Below are 13,012 nucleotides of genomic sequence, written 5' to 3'. Positions count from 1 at the left end.
CGTGGGAAACTGGTCTGACCCCGGCAGTGGTGAGGCGGCGGCCATGACGGATTCGGCGATCGACTACGCGGCGGTGTTCCAGGCCCTGCCCGGCATGGTGGCGCTGCTGACACCCGAGCTGGTGTACGCGGACGTGAACGAGGAGTTCGTCCGGGCGTCCGGCCGCTCCCGCGAGCAGCTCATCGGGCACTACCTGTTCGACGTCTTCCCCGACAACCCCAACGACCCGGCCTCGACGGGCATGCGCAACCTGGAGGCCTCGCTGTACCGGGTCCTGGCGACCGGGGAGCGTGACGCCATGGCCCTCCAGCGCTACGACGTCGAGGACCCCGAGCGTCCCGGGGAGTGGCAGGAGCGCTACTGGAGTCCGGTGAACGCGCCGCTGCCCGGCCCCGACGGCAAGGTGACGCTGATCCTGCACCGTGTCGAGGAGGTCACGGAGCTGATCCGGGCCCGGGGCCGCTCGGGGTCAGGCCGGGGCGGCCGGTCCCGGGTCCTGGAAGCCGAGCTGTACACGCGCGCCCGTGAGCTCCAGGAGCTCAACGAGCGGTTGCGGCAGGCCCACTCCCGGGAGCGGGAGGTGGCGCTGGCCCTCCAGGAGGCGATGCTGCCCGACCGCCGTCAGGTCAGCCCCCACCACCGGGCCGCCGTCCGGTACCGGCCGGCCGTGGGCGCGCTCAACGTGTGCGGGGACTGGTACGACCTGGTCGACCTGGTCGACGGGCACCGCGTCGGCGTGTCGGTGGGCGACGTGGTGGGACACGGACTGAGGGCCGCCGGTGTCATGGGCCAGCTGCGCAGCGCGCTCAGCGCGGCCTCCCGGGTCGCCGAGGGCCCGGCCCAGGCCCTGGACGTGCTGGGGCGCTACGCCCATGTGGTCGAGGGCGCCGAGTCGGCGACCGCCGTGACGACCTTCATCGACTTCGACCGGCACACCATCACCTACAGCAGCGCCGGTCATCTCCCGCCCTTGCTGGTCGACCCCTGTGGCCGCGCCGAGTTCCTCGACGGGGCCACGGACACCCCGCTCGACGCCCGCCCCGACCCGATCCCCAGGCCTCAGGCGGAGACGGCCTTCACGCCGGGTGCCACGCTCGTGCTCTACACCGACGGCCTGGTCGAGCGGCGGGGCGAGGACATCGACACCGGCCTGGCCCGTCTCGCCGACGCGCTGTACCGGAACCGGGAGCAGGATCCCGAGCGTCTCGCCGACACCGTCCTGCTGGAACTGCTGCCGCCCGGCGGCGCCACCGACGACACCGCACTGATCGTCGTGCGGCTGTGACCGCGACCTACCGGCGGTTGTTGCCGTGGTCGAGCAGCCGGACGCGGTCCACGTTCTGCCGGTCCTCGGCGTCCGCGCTGGGCTCGCCGGCGAACCACGCGTCGAGGATCTCCTTCAGCAGCGGCTCGGAGGTGAGCCGCAGACTGAGCGCCAGGACGTTGGCGTCGTTCCAGCGGCGGGCCCCGTCGGCCGTGTAGGCGTCGGTACACAGGGCGGCCCGGACACCCGGCACCTTGTTCGCGGCGATGGAAGCGCCCGTGCCGGTCCAGCAGCACACCACGGCCTGGTCGGCCGTCCCGTCGGCGACCTCGCGGGCCGCGGCCTGAGAGCACACCGCCCACTGGGGGTCGTCCCCGGGACGCAGCGCGCCGTGCGGGCGCACCTCGTGTCCTCGCTCGCGCAGCGCTGCCACGAGGGAGCGGGCGACGGGCTCGTCCATGTCCGAGGAAACAGAGATCCGCATGCTTCGCAGAGTACTCGGCGGGGCCGCAAGAACCAGCGGTTGGCCAGGCACCCCTCGGATCCCGCCACGCCGCCCGTTCGGCTTGCCGGTCACCCGTGTGGCGCAGCACGCTGGTCCCGCGGTTCTCCCCAGCCGCAGGAGCACCACCGGACGCACCTCCCTGACTGACCGTCAGTCAATCGGCAAAGGATCGGCCCGGTCCGGTCGCGCGAGGTGCCCGGTGGCCACGCCTGCACCTACACTGGCACCCCACGACATGCCGGTTGACCTGCTGGAACGCGGCGGTTGAGTCCACCGCAAGAGTCGAGGAGCGCCCGCTTTGTTCTACTACCTGCTGAAATACGTGCTGCTGGGGCCGCTGCTGAGACTGGTTTTCCGGCCTCGGATAGAAGGCCTGGAGCACGTTCCTTCGGAGGGTGCCGCCATCATCGCCGGCAATCACCTGTCGTTCTCGGACCACTTCCTGATGCCCGCGGTCCTCAAGCGGCGCATCACCTTCCTCGCGAAGGCCGAGTACTTCACGGGCCCGGGCATCAAGGGCCGCCTGACGGCGTCGTTCTTCCGCAGCGCGGGGCAGATCCCCGTGGACCGCTCCGGCAAGGACGCCGGGCAGGCCGCGATCCGCGAGGGCCTCGGCGTCCTGAGCAAGGACGAGTTGCTCGGCATCTACCCGGAGGGCACGCGCTCGCACGACGGCCGGCTCTACAAGGGCAAGGTGGGCGTCGCGGTCATGGCCCTCAAGGCCGGCGTCCCGGTCATCCCGTGCGCGATGATCGGCACCTTCGAGGCCCAGCCGCCCGGCAAGGTCATCCCCAACGTCCACCCCGTCGTGATCCGCTTCGGCAAGCCCCTCGACTTCTCCCGCTACGAGGGCATGGAGAACGAGAAGGCCATCCTGCGGGCCGTCACCGACGAGATCATGTACGCGATCCTCTCCCTGTCCGAGCAGGAGTACGTCGACCAGTACGCGGCCGTCGTGAAGGCCGAGGAGGCCGCGGCCGCCGCGAAGGAGCGGAAGTTCCCTCGCCTGCCGCTGACTTGAGGCGTCTGCCGTCGGCCATGTGAAGCACCCGCCGTCGGCCATGTGAGGTGTCTGCTGTCGGCCCCTTGAGCCTCTGCCGTCGGCAGAAGCCGTCTCCCCGGCCGTCTTTACCGTCTACGGTCGCGTCATGAGACGTGCTGTGGTGATCGGGGCGGCCGGGCAGATAGGCAGGCCGGCGGTGGAGGCGCTGGCGCGGGACGGCTGGGAGGTGACGGCCGCGTCGCGCGGCGGGGCACGGGACGAGAGCTGGCCCGGCGAGGTGCGGGCGGTGCGGCTGGACCGCGAGGACGACGCGGCGCTCGGCGCGCTGGTCGGTGACGGCTGCGACCTGGTGGTCGACATCGTCGCCTACGGGACCCGGCACGCACGGCAGTTGACCGGTCTGGCCGACCGCATCGGCTCGGCCGTGGTCGTGTCGACGGTGTCGGTGTACGAGGACGGCACGGGCCGCGGCTTCGACACGATGAGCGAGCCGGGCGGTTTCCCCCGATACCCCGTGCCCGTACGGGAGGACCAGCCGACGGTCCCGCCGGGGGACGCCACCTACAGCACCGGCAAGGCCGCCCTGGAGAGGGAACTCCTCGCGGCGGGCGACCGGTTGCCCACGACCCTGCTGCGCGCGGGCGCGATCCACGGTCCCCACAGCCCGCTCCCCCGCGAGCTGTACTTCGTGAAACGGAATCTCGACGGCCGGCGCAGGCGGGTGCTCGCCTACCGGGGCGAGAGCCGTTTCCACCCGTCGGCCGCCCGCAACATCGCCGAACTGATCCGGCTGGCGGCCGCCCGGCCCGGCTCCCGTGTGCTCAACGCCTGTGATCCGCAGCCGCCGACGGTGGCCGGGATCGGGGCGGCGGTGGACGCGGTGATGGGGGTGGAGACGCAGACCGTCCTGGTGGGCGGGGCGGCACCCTCACCGTCCGTGGGCAGCTCGCCCTGGTCGGTGGAGCTGCCGGTGGTGTTCGACATGACGGCGGCGGAACGGGAGTTGGGCTACCGGCCGGTCGTGTCCTACTCCGAGAGCCTGCCGGAGACGGTCGACTGGCTCGCGCGCCACCTGTCCGGGCAGGACTGGAAGGACGCGTTCCCGACTCTGGCACGGGTCTACCCGGACCTGTTCGACTACGCGGCGGAGGACGCCTGGTTCGGGGCGTGAGCGGAAGCCTACGACCGCGCGAGTGACGCCAGTGCCTCGTCGAGCAGCCGCCGCAGCCGCAGCGCGTCCGGCGCCACGGCGGTCACCAGGGCGGCAGGGCCGGCGAGCGGGACGAGACAGGCCCCTTCCCCGAGTGCCCGGGCCGGCACCGGTTCGGCGGCGAACTCCGGGCTTACGACGATCAGTTGCCCGACCACGCGATGACCCGCGAGCACCGCCGGGCCGTCCCAGCCGCCCGGCGCACCGGGCCCGCAGGCCAGTTCCTGGTCGAGCACGGCCTGCCCGGCGACCCGCACGGTCAGCCGGCTCGTCAGCCGCCCGGGTTCCTCACCGGCACGCCCGAGCACCTGCTCCTCGCGCAGCACCAGCCGGGCCGTGGCGGCCAGCTCGACGCGGGTCGTCACGTGCAGGTCGCTGCCCCGGGCGGAGATCAACTGCTCAGGCAGCCACTGCAGTTCGGCCCCGTTGGCGACGTCGAGCCGGACGTCGTAGCGGGCCTCTCCCTTGGCCTGCCCCGGCAGGGCGATGGTGGCGGCGGCCGAGCCGACGGTCAGCCGCGCACCCTCCTCCACCCGGGCCCGCACGGTGAAATGGTCCCCGCCGAGCGGCCCGCTCATCGCTCCGACCAGCATGACCCGCGCCTGGGCACCACTGCCCCTGGTGCGCCGCAGCGCCAGCGGTCCGTCGCTCTCCAGCACGGGCAGGGCCGTCCCGCCCCGGCCGTCGTCCCGGGCGACGATCCTCGCGACGGACCGCACACCGGCGCTGGTCACGCTCGTGCCGCCCACGCGGCGAGCTGCGCACGCACCCAGGCGGCGACCTCCGTCACCCCGGGCTCGCCGCGCAACGACTGGAAGACGACCGGCAGTTCGGCCCGTTGCGCCTTGGCGTCGGCCGCCATCCGCGCCAGGTCGGAGCCGACGTAGGGGGCGAGGTCGGTCTTGTTGACGACGAGCAGGTCGGCGGTGGTCACGCCCGGCCCGCCCTTGCGCGGAATGTCGTCGCCCCCCGCCACGTCGATCACGAAGATCTGGGCGTCGACGAGCCCCTTGGAGAAGGTCGCGGTGAGGTTGTCCCCACCGGACTCCACGAGGACCAGGTCCAGCGGCCCGACGGCGTCCTCCAGGTCCTCCACCGCTTCCAGGTTGGCGGAGATGTCGTCCCGGATCGCGGTGTGCGGGCAGGCTCCCGTCTCCACCGCGGTGATCCGCTCAGGCGGCAGCACGGCCTCGCGGAGCAGGAACTCGGCGTCCTCGCGGGTGTAGATGTCGTTGGTGACGACCGCGAGGGACAGCTCGTCCCGCAGCGCGCGGCACAGCGCCGCGACGGTGGCGGTCTTCCCGGACCCGACGGGCCCTCCGAGTCCGATCCGCAGGGCCCGTCGGCCGCCGTCGGGCCGCAGGGCGTCGGCGCTCACGGCGCCGGGGCCGTCGTGGGAGTGGTCGTGGCCGAGGTGCATGGGGCGGCTCCTGCGTTCTTGTCCGAATGATTCGAGTGATTCGCGTGATTCGAGTGATTCGCGTAAAGGGATGATCTGCTTAGGAGGCGAACAGCCGCACGGGCCAGCCCGCGTGTATCTCCGCCCCGATCTCCAGCAACGGCGCCGACCCCGCCGGCAGCGCGTCGACCCCCTCGTCGACCACCCTCCGCGCCGCTTCCACCGCCCGGTCCACGACGCGGTCCACCTCCGGCGCCAGCCGGGCCAGCACCGCCGTCGCGTCGAAGGGGTCCAGACTCAGCAACCGCACCGTCGCCGTGGCGGGCCCGCTGACGCACTCGTACGCCGCGCAGTATGCCGCGTCGACCGGGCCCAGCCCGGCGGCCCGTGCCGCCAGGCCGAGCACCACCGGCTGGTGGGCCCCCTTGGGGAACTGCCGGGCCAGAGCGTCCAGTTCCGCGGAGGGCCAGGTCGTCCGGGCGGCCCGCATCAGCTGCCGCCCCAGCTTGCGCGCGGCGACGCGCAGCGCGGGCGAGGGCGTACGGGCGTCCGCGGCACGGTCCAGCGCGACGGGGTCGATCCCCAGCGCGGCCGCCGCCGAGAGGGCGGCCGCCATCGAACCTGCCGTGTGCAGCCGCCCCCGGCAGAACTCCGCCAGACTCGCCGCCCCACTGATCCGCCCGGCCTTGACCGCCGCCTCCGCCCCGCCGGAGTGGGCGTGACCACCGGCGGGGAACCGGCCGTCGGCCAGGACGAGAAGTGCCGCACGTGACATCAGGACGTCCTCAGAACAGGAAGTACCGCTGGGTCATGGGCAGTTCGGCCGCCGGCGCCGCCTCGACCAGCTCGCCGTCGATGTGCACGGCGAAGCTGTCGGGATCGACCCGGACCTCGGGCCGGGCGTCGTTCTCCCGCATGTCGGCCTTGGTGACCCCGCGCGTCGACTCGATCGCCACGAACCGCTTGCCGAGGCCGAGCCGCTCCGGCAGGCCGTCCTCGACGGCCAAGGGGGCGACGAAGTTGAGGGAGTTGGCGGCGGGTGCCCGCCCGATCGCCCCGAACATCGGGCGCGGCAGGACCGGCTGCGGTGTGGGGATCGAGGCGTTGGCGTCGCCCATCTGCGCGTAGGCGATCTGCCCGCCCTTGATGACGAGGTGCGGCTTGACGCCGAAGAAGGCCGGTTCCCACAGCACCAGGTCGGCCAGCTTGCCGCTCTCCACCGACCCGATCTCCCGGGCCAGGCCCTGGGCGAGCGCCGGGTTGATCGTGTACTTGGCGACATAGCGGCGTACCCGGCGGTTGTCGGCGCGGCCGTCCCCGGGCAGCGCGCCCCGGCGCCGCTTCATCACATGGGCGGTCTGCCAGGTCCGCATGACGACCTCGCCCACGCGCCCCATGGCCTGGGAGTCGGAGGAGATGATCGAGATCGCGCCGAGGTCGTGCAGGATGTCCTCGGCGCCGATCGTGGAGGGCCGGATCCGGGACTCGGCGAAGGCCAGGTCCTCCGGGACGGCCGGGTTGAGGTGGTGGCACACCATCAGCATGTCGAGGTGTTCCTCGGCGGTGTTGACGGTGAACGGCCGGGTCGGGTTCGTGGAGCTCGGCAGCACGTGCGGCTCGGAGACCACGGTCATGATGTCCGGCGCGTGCCCGCCGCCCGCGCCCTCGGTGTGGTACGCGTGGATGCCCCGCCCGGCGATCGCGGCGAGCGTGTCGCCGACGAACCCGGCCTCGTTGAGGGTGTCCGTGTGGATGGCGACCTGGACGCCGGTCTGCCCGGCGACGGTCAGCGAGGCGTCGATGACGGCCGGGGTCGAACCCCAGTCCTCGTGCAGTTTCAGGCCGAGTGCGCCGCCCCGGATCTGCGACAGCATCGCCTCGTGGGAGACGGTGTTGCCCTTGCCGAGGAGGCCGATGTTGAGCGGGTGGGCCTCCATGGCCTCCAGCATCCGCGCCAGGTGCCAGGGCCCGGGGGTGACGGTGGTGGCCTTGGAGCCCTCGGCGGGGCCGGTACCGCCGCCGACGAGTGTCGTGATGCCCGCGGACAGTGCCTCGTCGGCGATCTGCGGGCAGATGAAGTGCACGTGGGCGTCGATCGCGCCCGCCGTGAGGATCCGCCCGTTGCCGGCGATGATCTCGGTCTCGGGGCCGATGACCAGGTCCGGGTGCACGCCGTCCATGGTGTCGGGGTTGCCGGCCTTGCCGATCCCGGTGATCCGCCCGTCGCGGATGCCGACGTCGGCCTTGACGATGCCCCAGTGGTCGATGATCACCGCGCCGGTGACGACGGTGTCCGGGGTGCCCTCCGCACGGGTGGCGCGCGCCTGGCCCATGGACTCGCGGATGACCTTGCCGCCGCCGAACACGGCCTCGTCACCGGCGAGCCCGGGACCGCCGGAACGATCCTCCTCGATCTCGACCAGCAGATCGGTGTCGGCGAGCCGGATCCGGTCGCCGGTCGTCGGGCCGAACAGGTCGGCGTACGCGGCACGTGAGATCTCAGGCATCGAGGGCTCCTCCAATCTCCCCGCGCAGACCGGGCACGACGCGGGCGCCGGTCAGCGGAACGAGTTCGACGTCGACGGGGATCCCGGGTTCGAAGCGCACGGCCGTGCCGGCGGCGACGTTCAGCCGCTTGCCGCGCGCGGCGGCGCGGTCGAACTCCAGACCGGGGTTGGCCTCGGCGAAGTGGTAGTGGGAGCCGACCTGGACGGGCCGGTCGGCTGCGTTGAGGACGGTGAGCCGAGTGATCTCACGGCCCTCGTTGTACGCAATCGGTTCGTCGGCGAAGAGGATCTCTCCGGGAATCACGGCGGCCTCCCCGTCAGACGATCGGGTCGTGGACGGTGACGAGCTTGGTGCCGTCCGGGAAGGTGGCCTCGACCTGGACGTCGTGGATCATCTCCGGGATGCCCTCCATGACGTCGTCCCTGGTGAGCAGCTTGCGCCCGGAGGCCATGAGCTCGGCGACGGTACGGCCGTCACGCGCGCCTTCGAGGATGTGCGACGTGATGAGCGCGACCGCCTCGGGGTGGTTGAGCTTCAGCCCTCGGGCCCGGCGCTTCTCGGCCACGTCGGCCGCCACGTGGATCAGCAGCCTCTCTTGCTCGTGCGGGGTCAGTTGCACGTCCCACCTCACAGTCCTCGCTCCGGACCGTGCGGGGCCCGGCTGCCGCAGCCCCAGGGGCAGGGGAAAAGCCCTGGTGGCGTGGCGGCAGGCTAATTGGACCGCGTTTCGGGCACGTTAACCGAGCTGTGATCCACCGCTTGCGGTGTCCTCGTCCCGCATGCTCATCAGTGCCCGCAGACCGTCCCGGAGGACCTCGACCGGCGCCGGCCCGAAGAGGGACTGCTGTGCGATGAACCCCAGCACGGCGGCGATCATCGTGCGGGCCACATGGTCCGGCGCCACGTCCGCCCGCATCATCCCGGCCGCCTGGTAGCCCTCGACGATCCTCCCCCAGGTCGCGCGAACCGAGCCGTAGCCCTCCCGCAGGAGGGCCGCGAGCTCCTCGTTGCGCAGCGTCTCCGTCCACACCTGGATGACGAGCCGCGGAAAGGCGGGCCGGCCGTCGACGACCAGGGACTCACGAGCGGCGAGCGTCTTGCCGAGGACGGAGGCGACGAGTTCGTCGGGCGGCGGGGGCGGACTCTGCCGGGCCGCCTCCTCGAAGGCTCCGCGGACCGACCCGAGCACCTCGGCGACGATCGCGCCGATCAACTCCTCCTTGCCGCTGAAGTAGCGGTACACCGCACCCGCCGAGAGGTCGGCCTCCTTCAGCACGTCCTGCATGGACGTGGCGTGGAAGCCGTTGCGGGCGAAGCAGAGCGCGGCGCCGTCGAGGATCTGGCGGCGGCGGGCGTCGAGATGTTCCTGGGACACGCGGGCCATGATCCCCAACGTAAAACGAATATTCATTCTTGACAAGCCACCACTGGCGGAGCACGGTGGGAGCAGAGCAAAAACGAACGATCCTTCTTTTTAGTTCCCTCTCCAGCTCCGGCTCCGGTTCCGCTCGCTTCAGGAGACCCTCATGCCTTCCCGCAACCGCCGACCGATCGCGGTCGTCGTCCTCGTGCCCGTCCTGGCGGCCCTCGCCTTGTGGGCCTTCGCCTGGCCGGCCTCCCGTACAGCACCCCGCGACCTGCCGCTGGGCGTGGCCGGACCGCCCACCGCGGCGGCCCAGGTGGAGCGGCAGCTGGAGCGGCACGAGGGCGCCTTCGAGATCCACCGCTACGCCGACGAGGCCGCCGCCCGGGACGCCATCGAGGACCGGAGCGTCTACGGCGCCGTCGTGGTCACGCCCCGGGGACCCGAACTGCTCACCGCGTCCGCGGCCGGACCGGCTGTCGCACAGTTCCTCCAGCAGGCCGTGGCGCAGCAGGCCGCCGCCGGGGGCACACAGGTCGAGACGGTCGACGTCGCGCCCACCCCCGCCAGTGATCCGCGCGGCGCGGTGCTGAACGCCGCCGTACTGCCGCTCGCCCTGGCCGGCATCGCGGCGGGCGCGATGATCACCCTGCTGGGGCTGCGCGGCGTCCGGGCCGTGCTCGCGCTGCTCGGCGCGTCCGCCCTGGTCGGCATGGTTGCGGCCGGGATCGCGCACAGCTGGCTCGGGGCGCTCGGCGGCGACTGGTGGGCGGAGGCAGCGGTGCTCGGCCTGTCCACGCTGGCCGTCGGCAGTGCCGTCGCCGGCCTCGCCGCCCTGGTCGGCCCCGCCGGCACGGGCATCGGCGCCGCGGTGGTGATGCTGCTGGGCAACCCCTTCTCGGGCGCCACTTCGGCCCCGCAGATGCTGCCGGAGCCGGCCGGCGCGATCGGCCAGTGGCTGCCGCCCGGCGCGGGTACGACGCTGCTGCGCTCGGTGTCGTACTTCGACGGTGCGGCGGCGACCGGCCCTGCACTGACCCTGACCTGGTGGGCGGCGCTGGGCCTGGGTGCCGTACTGCTCGGCGGTTCGCTGCGGACACGGAAGACGGGCAGTGAGCACGCGCCCGACCGGCGGGAACTGTCGGCCGTCGGCTGACCACCGCCCGCCGCGCCCGGGCAGCGTCACAGCAAGCGACCGTGTGTCCCCGCTGCAGCGGACGGGGACGCACGGTCTTTCATCAGGCCGGGCCGGGCCTCCGGTGCTCCGCCGCGATGCCGAACCGCTGGGGTTCGCCAGGAGCGGACGCGACCTCGCGGACCGTGGAGACCGCGCTGATCACCTGCTCCTCCGCGAGCGCCGCGGGCTCCGCGAGTTCCTGGGTCTCGTCGAGTCGCCGCAGGTCATCGGCTGAGACGAGGGCGACGAGGGGCTTGCCGTGCCGGGTGACGACGACGCGTTCACCGCCGTACACCACGCGGTTGATCAGGTCGGCGAGCTCAGCCCTGGCTTGCGTCACCGGAATCTCGTAGGCCATGTCCCCATCATAACGGCACGTACGTCCTGTACATTTTTTACAGAGACAGCCGTCGCGGAAGACGGCTGCCGCCGGAGACGGCTCTGCCCGCGAGGAGGGGTTCGCCATGACCCGACCGTCCGCCCGTCACGTGCTGCCCGAGTTCACCGAACGCACGACATCCGGGCAACGGACGATGGACCCGTACTCCAAGCTCCTGGAGGGGCGGATCGTCTTCCTCGGGACGCCGGTGGACGAGACCTCGGCGAACGACGTGATGGCCCAGCTCATGTACCTCGAACACCAGGCCCCCGACCGCGACATCTCGCTCTACATCAACTCCCCCGGCGGCACCTTCCACGCCATGGCGGCCCTCTACGACACGATGCAGTACGTCGCCTGCGACGTGGAGACGGTCTGCCTGGGGCAGGCCGGCGCGGCCACCTCGGTGCTGCTGGCGGCGGGCACGCCCGGCAAGCGATCCGTGCTGCCGGACGCGCGTCTGGTGATCCATCAGCCCGCGCTGCCCGAGCCGGTCCGCGGGCAGGCCAGCGATCTGGCGATCCAGGCCGACGAGTTGCTGCGGATCCGGACCCGCATGGAAGAGATGCTCGCGCTGCACACCGGCCGCACCCGGGAGCAGGTGAGCGCGGACATCGAGCGCGACAAGGTCCTCACCGCCCAGGAGGCGGTGGAGTACGGCCTGGTGGACCGGATCGTCCCCCACCGCAACGCCACCCTGGCCCCGCCGACCGGAGAGTGAGCCGCCGGTGCTCCCGCCCGAACTGCCGCCGCTGCCCGCACTGACCCGCGCCGAGGCGGAGTTGATCGACCGTTACCTGGAGGTCGTCGACCTGCTCGGCCGGATCAACCCGGCCCTGCCCGGCGACACGTACCGCGGACTGCGCGCCGCCCAGGCCCTGGTGGGCAAGGCGGCCGCACTGCGTGACGCACTGACCCTGATGCACCAGCGGGGTGAGACGGAACTGCACGCCGGCACCCTCGGCCGGGCGCTGCGGGTGCTGGACGGCGAGCGGCGCACGGCACGCGTCACCCTGCCCCCGCAGTCCGTCAGTTGACGCGGATGCGCCGGCCCGGACGCCCGCCCCGCCGGCGGAGCGTCCGGGCCTGAGTCCAAACGGACCGAATGACGTACCCCTGTTCGGAGTAGACGGGAGTCATGTTTTTGGGCCCTCGCAGTTGCGCAACGCGCGTAGCCGAGGGGCGGAATGGGACATTCCATTGCTGGTCCGGCGGTCCACGGGCCCGTGGACGGTGGCTCGAACACATACGTGTCCACCCGAACGGGTGAGTGGTGAGTAACAACACAAATCCCCGGTTCCGTTGGGATTTCCGGACATGCATGAGCCAAGATCCCTGTCTGACGACAAGCCCCCGCCACAGCGGCGGGGCGGTCCGGGCGGACGCCGAGTCCTGCCGCCGCCTGGATGACCGGTCGACAGAAGTGCATCGGCAGGAGTGGAGGACCCAAGCACGACGGGTCGCCGGGACGGTCACGCCATGACCGGACCCGAGCAGCCCTTGGGGTGAAGCCGCGTCAGCGGCCGGGCAACTTCGCCAGCCCGAATCCGACAGGTCATCCTTCACAGGCGGCTGACGAAGGGTTGCGCATGACTGCGCTCAATCGTGTCCCGTCGCTGATGGTCCGGGCCGGTACGGCCTCGGCCCTCACCATCGCCGCCGTGGGCGGCTCGATCGTGGCCCCCGGCTTCTCCTCCGAAGCAGCGGCAGCCACACCGGCGACCAAGGCACTCCAGATCGCGGCCTCGAAAAAGGGTTCGCCCTACAAGTACGGGGCCACCGGCCCGCACAGGTTCGACTGCTCCGGGCTCACGCTGTACTCGTTCAAGAAGGCCGGCAAGAAGCTCCCCCGCACGGCCGCCCAGCAGTACAACAAGACGCGCCACATCTCCGCCAAGAACCGCAAGGCGGGAGACCTGGTGTTCTTCCACTCGGGCAGCAACGTGTACCACGTGGGTATCTACGCGGGTAAGAACAAGCTCTGGCACTCCCCCAAGAGCGGGGACGTGGTGCGGCTGCAGAAGATCTGGACCAAGAGCGTCTGGTACGGGCGCGTGAAGTGATCCGCCCGGCGTGGGGGGGGGCCCCCCCCCCCGCCCCCCCCCCCCCCCCCCCCCAAACCCCCCATACGGTTTCACACCCCCCCACCCCGCCCCACCCCCCCCACCCCCCCCCCCCCGGGCCCCCCCCCACCCCCCCCCCCC

16 protein-coding genes and 1 riboswitch are annotated in these 13,012 nt (G+C 72.1%); of the genes, 7 read left to right on the top strand and 9 right to left on the bottom strand.

Annotated elements, in window-relative coordinates; all coding sequences use genetic code 11:
* Positions 1–43: 43 nt before the first annotated feature.
* A complete protein-coding gene (locus tag ACZ3I3_RS27300; protein WP_467369348.1) occupies positions 44–1,285 on the top strand; it encodes a PP2C family protein-serine/threonine phosphatase in 1,242 nt (413 codons plus the stop codon).
* A gap of 7 nt (positions 1,286–1,292) precedes the next feature.
* Here ACZ3I3_RS27300 and ACZ3I3_RS27295 read toward each other — a convergent pair whose 3' ends face one another.
* On the bottom strand, positions 1,293–1,748 hold the full coding sequence (locus ACZ3I3_RS27295) for an RpiB/LacA/LacB family sugar-phosphate isomerase (RefSeq protein ID WP_467369346.1): 456 nt from the start codon (positions 1,746–1,748) through the stop codon (positions 1,293–1,295).
* 319 nt (positions 1,749–2,067) lie between these two features.
* Between ACZ3I3_RS27295 and ACZ3I3_RS27290 the strand changes: the two genes are divergently transcribed.
* The gene (locus tag ACZ3I3_RS27290) at positions 2,068–2,790 is read left to right on the top strand and encodes a lysophospholipid acyltransferase family protein (RefSeq protein ID WP_356923763.1); all 723 of its coding nucleotides are present in this window, start codon (positions 2,068–2,070) and stop codon (positions 2,788–2,790) included.
* Between the two features lie 127 nt (positions 2,791–2,917).
* Positions 2,918–3,943, top strand: a complete 1,026-nt coding sequence (locus ACZ3I3_RS27285) for an NAD-dependent epimerase/dehydratase family protein (RefSeq protein ID WP_467369344.1) — start codon at positions 2,918–2,920, stop codon at positions 3,941–3,943.
* 8 nt (positions 3,944–3,951) lie between these two features.
* On the opposite strand, the gene ACZ3I3_RS27280 is transcribed toward ACZ3I3_RS27285, so the two are convergent.
* The 7 genes from ACZ3I3_RS27280 to ACZ3I3_RS27250 all read right to left on the bottom strand — a co-directional run bounded on the left by ACZ3I3_RS27280 (position 3,952) and on the right by ACZ3I3_RS27250 (position 9,273).
* Positions 3,952–4,731 carry an urease accessory protein UreD gene (locus ACZ3I3_RS27280; RefSeq protein ID WP_467369343.1) on the bottom strand — a complete coding sequence of 260 codons (780 nt, stop codon included), beginning with the start codon at positions 4,729–4,731 and terminating at the stop codon, positions 3,952–3,954.
* Positions 4,713–5,402 carry an urease accessory protein UreG gene (ureG, locus tag ACZ3I3_RS27275; RefSeq protein ID WP_467369341.1) on the bottom strand — a complete coding sequence of 230 codons (690 nt, stop codon included), beginning with the start codon at positions 5,400–5,402 and terminating at the stop codon, positions 4,713–4,715. Before ureG ends, ACZ3I3_RS27280 begins: the two co-directional genes overlap by 19 nt.
* Before the next feature lie 79 nt (positions 5,403–5,481).
* A complete protein-coding gene (locus ACZ3I3_RS27270) occupies positions 5,482–6,156 on the bottom strand; it encodes an urease accessory protein UreF (protein ID WP_467369339.1) in 675 nt (224 codons plus the stop codon).
* Between the two features lie 10 nt (positions 6,157–6,166).
* Positions 6,167–7,888, bottom strand: a complete 1,722-nt coding sequence (locus ACZ3I3_RS27265; protein WP_467369338.1) for an urease subunit alpha — start codon at positions 7,886–7,888, stop codon at positions 6,167–6,169.
* Positions 7,881–8,192, bottom strand: coding sequence for an urease subunit beta (locus ACZ3I3_RS27260; protein WP_467369336.1), 312 nt, complete (start codon positions 8,190–8,192; stop codon positions 7,881–7,883). The genes ACZ3I3_RS27265 and ACZ3I3_RS27260 overlap by 8 nt, the downstream gene beginning before the upstream one ends.
* 13 nt (positions 8,193–8,205) lie before the next feature.
* Positions 8,206–8,508, bottom strand: a complete 303-nt coding sequence (locus ACZ3I3_RS27255) for an urease subunit gamma (RefSeq protein WP_010355509.1) — start codon at positions 8,506–8,508, stop codon at positions 8,206–8,208.
* Positions 8,509–8,625: 117 nt separating this feature from the next.
* Complete coding sequence (locus tag ACZ3I3_RS27250; protein ID WP_467369334.1) at positions 8,626–9,273, bottom strand: TetR/AcrR family transcriptional regulator; 648 nt, start codon at positions 9,271–9,273, stop codon at positions 8,626–8,628.
* A 142-nt stretch (positions 9,274–9,415) separates the two neighbouring features.
* Between ACZ3I3_RS27250 and ACZ3I3_RS27245 the strand changes: the two genes are divergently transcribed.
* The gene (locus ACZ3I3_RS27245) at positions 9,416–10,408 is read left to right on the top strand and encodes an ABC transporter permease (protein ID WP_467369332.1); all 993 of its coding nucleotides are present in this window, start codon (positions 9,416–9,418) and stop codon (positions 10,406–10,408) included.
* 82 nt (positions 10,409–10,490) lie between these two features.
* Here the strand turns inward: ACZ3I3_RS27245 and ACZ3I3_RS27240 are convergent, their stop codons facing one another.
* A complete protein-coding gene (locus ACZ3I3_RS27240; protein ID WP_467369330.1) occupies positions 10,491–10,787 on the bottom strand; it encodes a type II toxin-antitoxin system Phd/YefM family antitoxin in 297 nt (98 codons plus the stop codon).
* Positions 10,788–10,893: 106 nt separating this feature from the next.
* Between ACZ3I3_RS27240 and ACZ3I3_RS27235 the strand changes: the two genes are divergently transcribed.
* The 3 genes from ACZ3I3_RS27235 (at position 10,894) to ACZ3I3_RS27225 (ending at position 12,871) form a co-directional block, all read left to right on the top strand.
* Positions 10,894–11,529, top strand: a complete 636-nt coding sequence (locus tag ACZ3I3_RS27235) for an ATP-dependent Clp protease proteolytic subunit (protein ID WP_467369328.1) — start codon at positions 10,894–10,896, stop codon at positions 11,527–11,529.
* 7 nt (positions 11,530–11,536) lie between these two features.
* Positions 11,537–11,845: a hypothetical protein gene (locus ACZ3I3_RS27230; protein ID WP_467369326.1), complete on the top strand. Its 309-nt coding sequence runs from the start codon at positions 11,537–11,539 to the stop codon at positions 11,843–11,845.
* A gap of 377 nt (positions 11,846–12,222) precedes the next feature.
* Positions 12,223–12,394, top strand: a riboswitch (cyclic di-AMP (ydaO/yuaA leader).
* Between the two features lie 3 nt (positions 12,395–12,397).
* Positions 12,398–12,871, top strand: a complete 474-nt coding sequence (locus ACZ3I3_RS27225; protein WP_356923774.1) for a C40 family peptidase — start codon at positions 12,398–12,400, stop codon at positions 12,869–12,871.
* Positions 12,872–13,012 lie beyond the last annotated feature (141 nt).

This window comes from Streptomyces sp. NPDC016851 (assembly GCF_055562795.1).
The sequence above is the reverse complement of the archived record's forward strand: the minus strand, read 5'-3'. Positions and strand labels throughout refer to the sequence as shown.

Coding starts and splice junctions, on each gene's coding strand:
- ACZ3I3_RS27300 (WP_467369348.1), top strand. CDS start 44: ATGACGGATTCGGCGATCGACTACGCGGCGGTGTTCCAGGCCCTGCCC.
- ACZ3I3_RS27295 (WP_467369346.1), bottom strand. CDS start 1,748: ATGCGGATCTCTGTTTCCTCGGACATGGACGAGCCCGTCGCCCGCTCC.
- ACZ3I3_RS27285 (WP_467369344.1), top strand. CDS start 2,918: ATGAGACGTGCTGTGGTGATCGGGGCGGCCGGGCAGATAGGCAGGCCG.
- ureG (WP_467369341.1), bottom strand. CDS start 5,402: ATGCACCTCGGCCACGACCACTCCCACGACGGCCCCGGCGCCGTGAGC.
- ACZ3I3_RS27270 (WP_467369339.1), bottom strand. CDS start 6,156: ATGTCACGTGCGGCACTTCTCGTCCTGGCCGACGGCCGGTTCCCCGCC.
- ACZ3I3_RS27265 (WP_467369338.1), bottom strand. CDS start 7,888: ATGCCTGAGATCTCACGTGCCGCGTACGCCGACCTGTTCGGCCCGACG.
- ACZ3I3_RS27250 (WP_467369334.1), bottom strand. CDS start 9,273: ATGGCCCGCGTGTCCCAGGAACATCTCGACGCCCGCCGCCGCCAGATC.
- ACZ3I3_RS27245 (WP_467369332.1), top strand. CDS start 9,416: ATGCCTTCCCGCAACCGCCGACCGATCGCGGTCGTCGTCCTCGTGCCC.
- ACZ3I3_RS27240 (WP_467369330.1), bottom strand. CDS start 10,787: ATGGCCTACGAGATTCCGGTGACGCAAGCCAGGGCTGAGCTCGCCGAC.
- ACZ3I3_RS27235 (WP_467369328.1), top strand. CDS start 10,894: ATGACCCGACCGTCCGCCCGTCACGTGCTGCCCGAGTTCACCGAACGC.
- ACZ3I3_RS27225 (WP_356923774.1), top strand. CDS start 12,398: ATGACTGCGCTCAATCGTGTCCCGTCGCTGATGGTCCGGGCCGGTACG.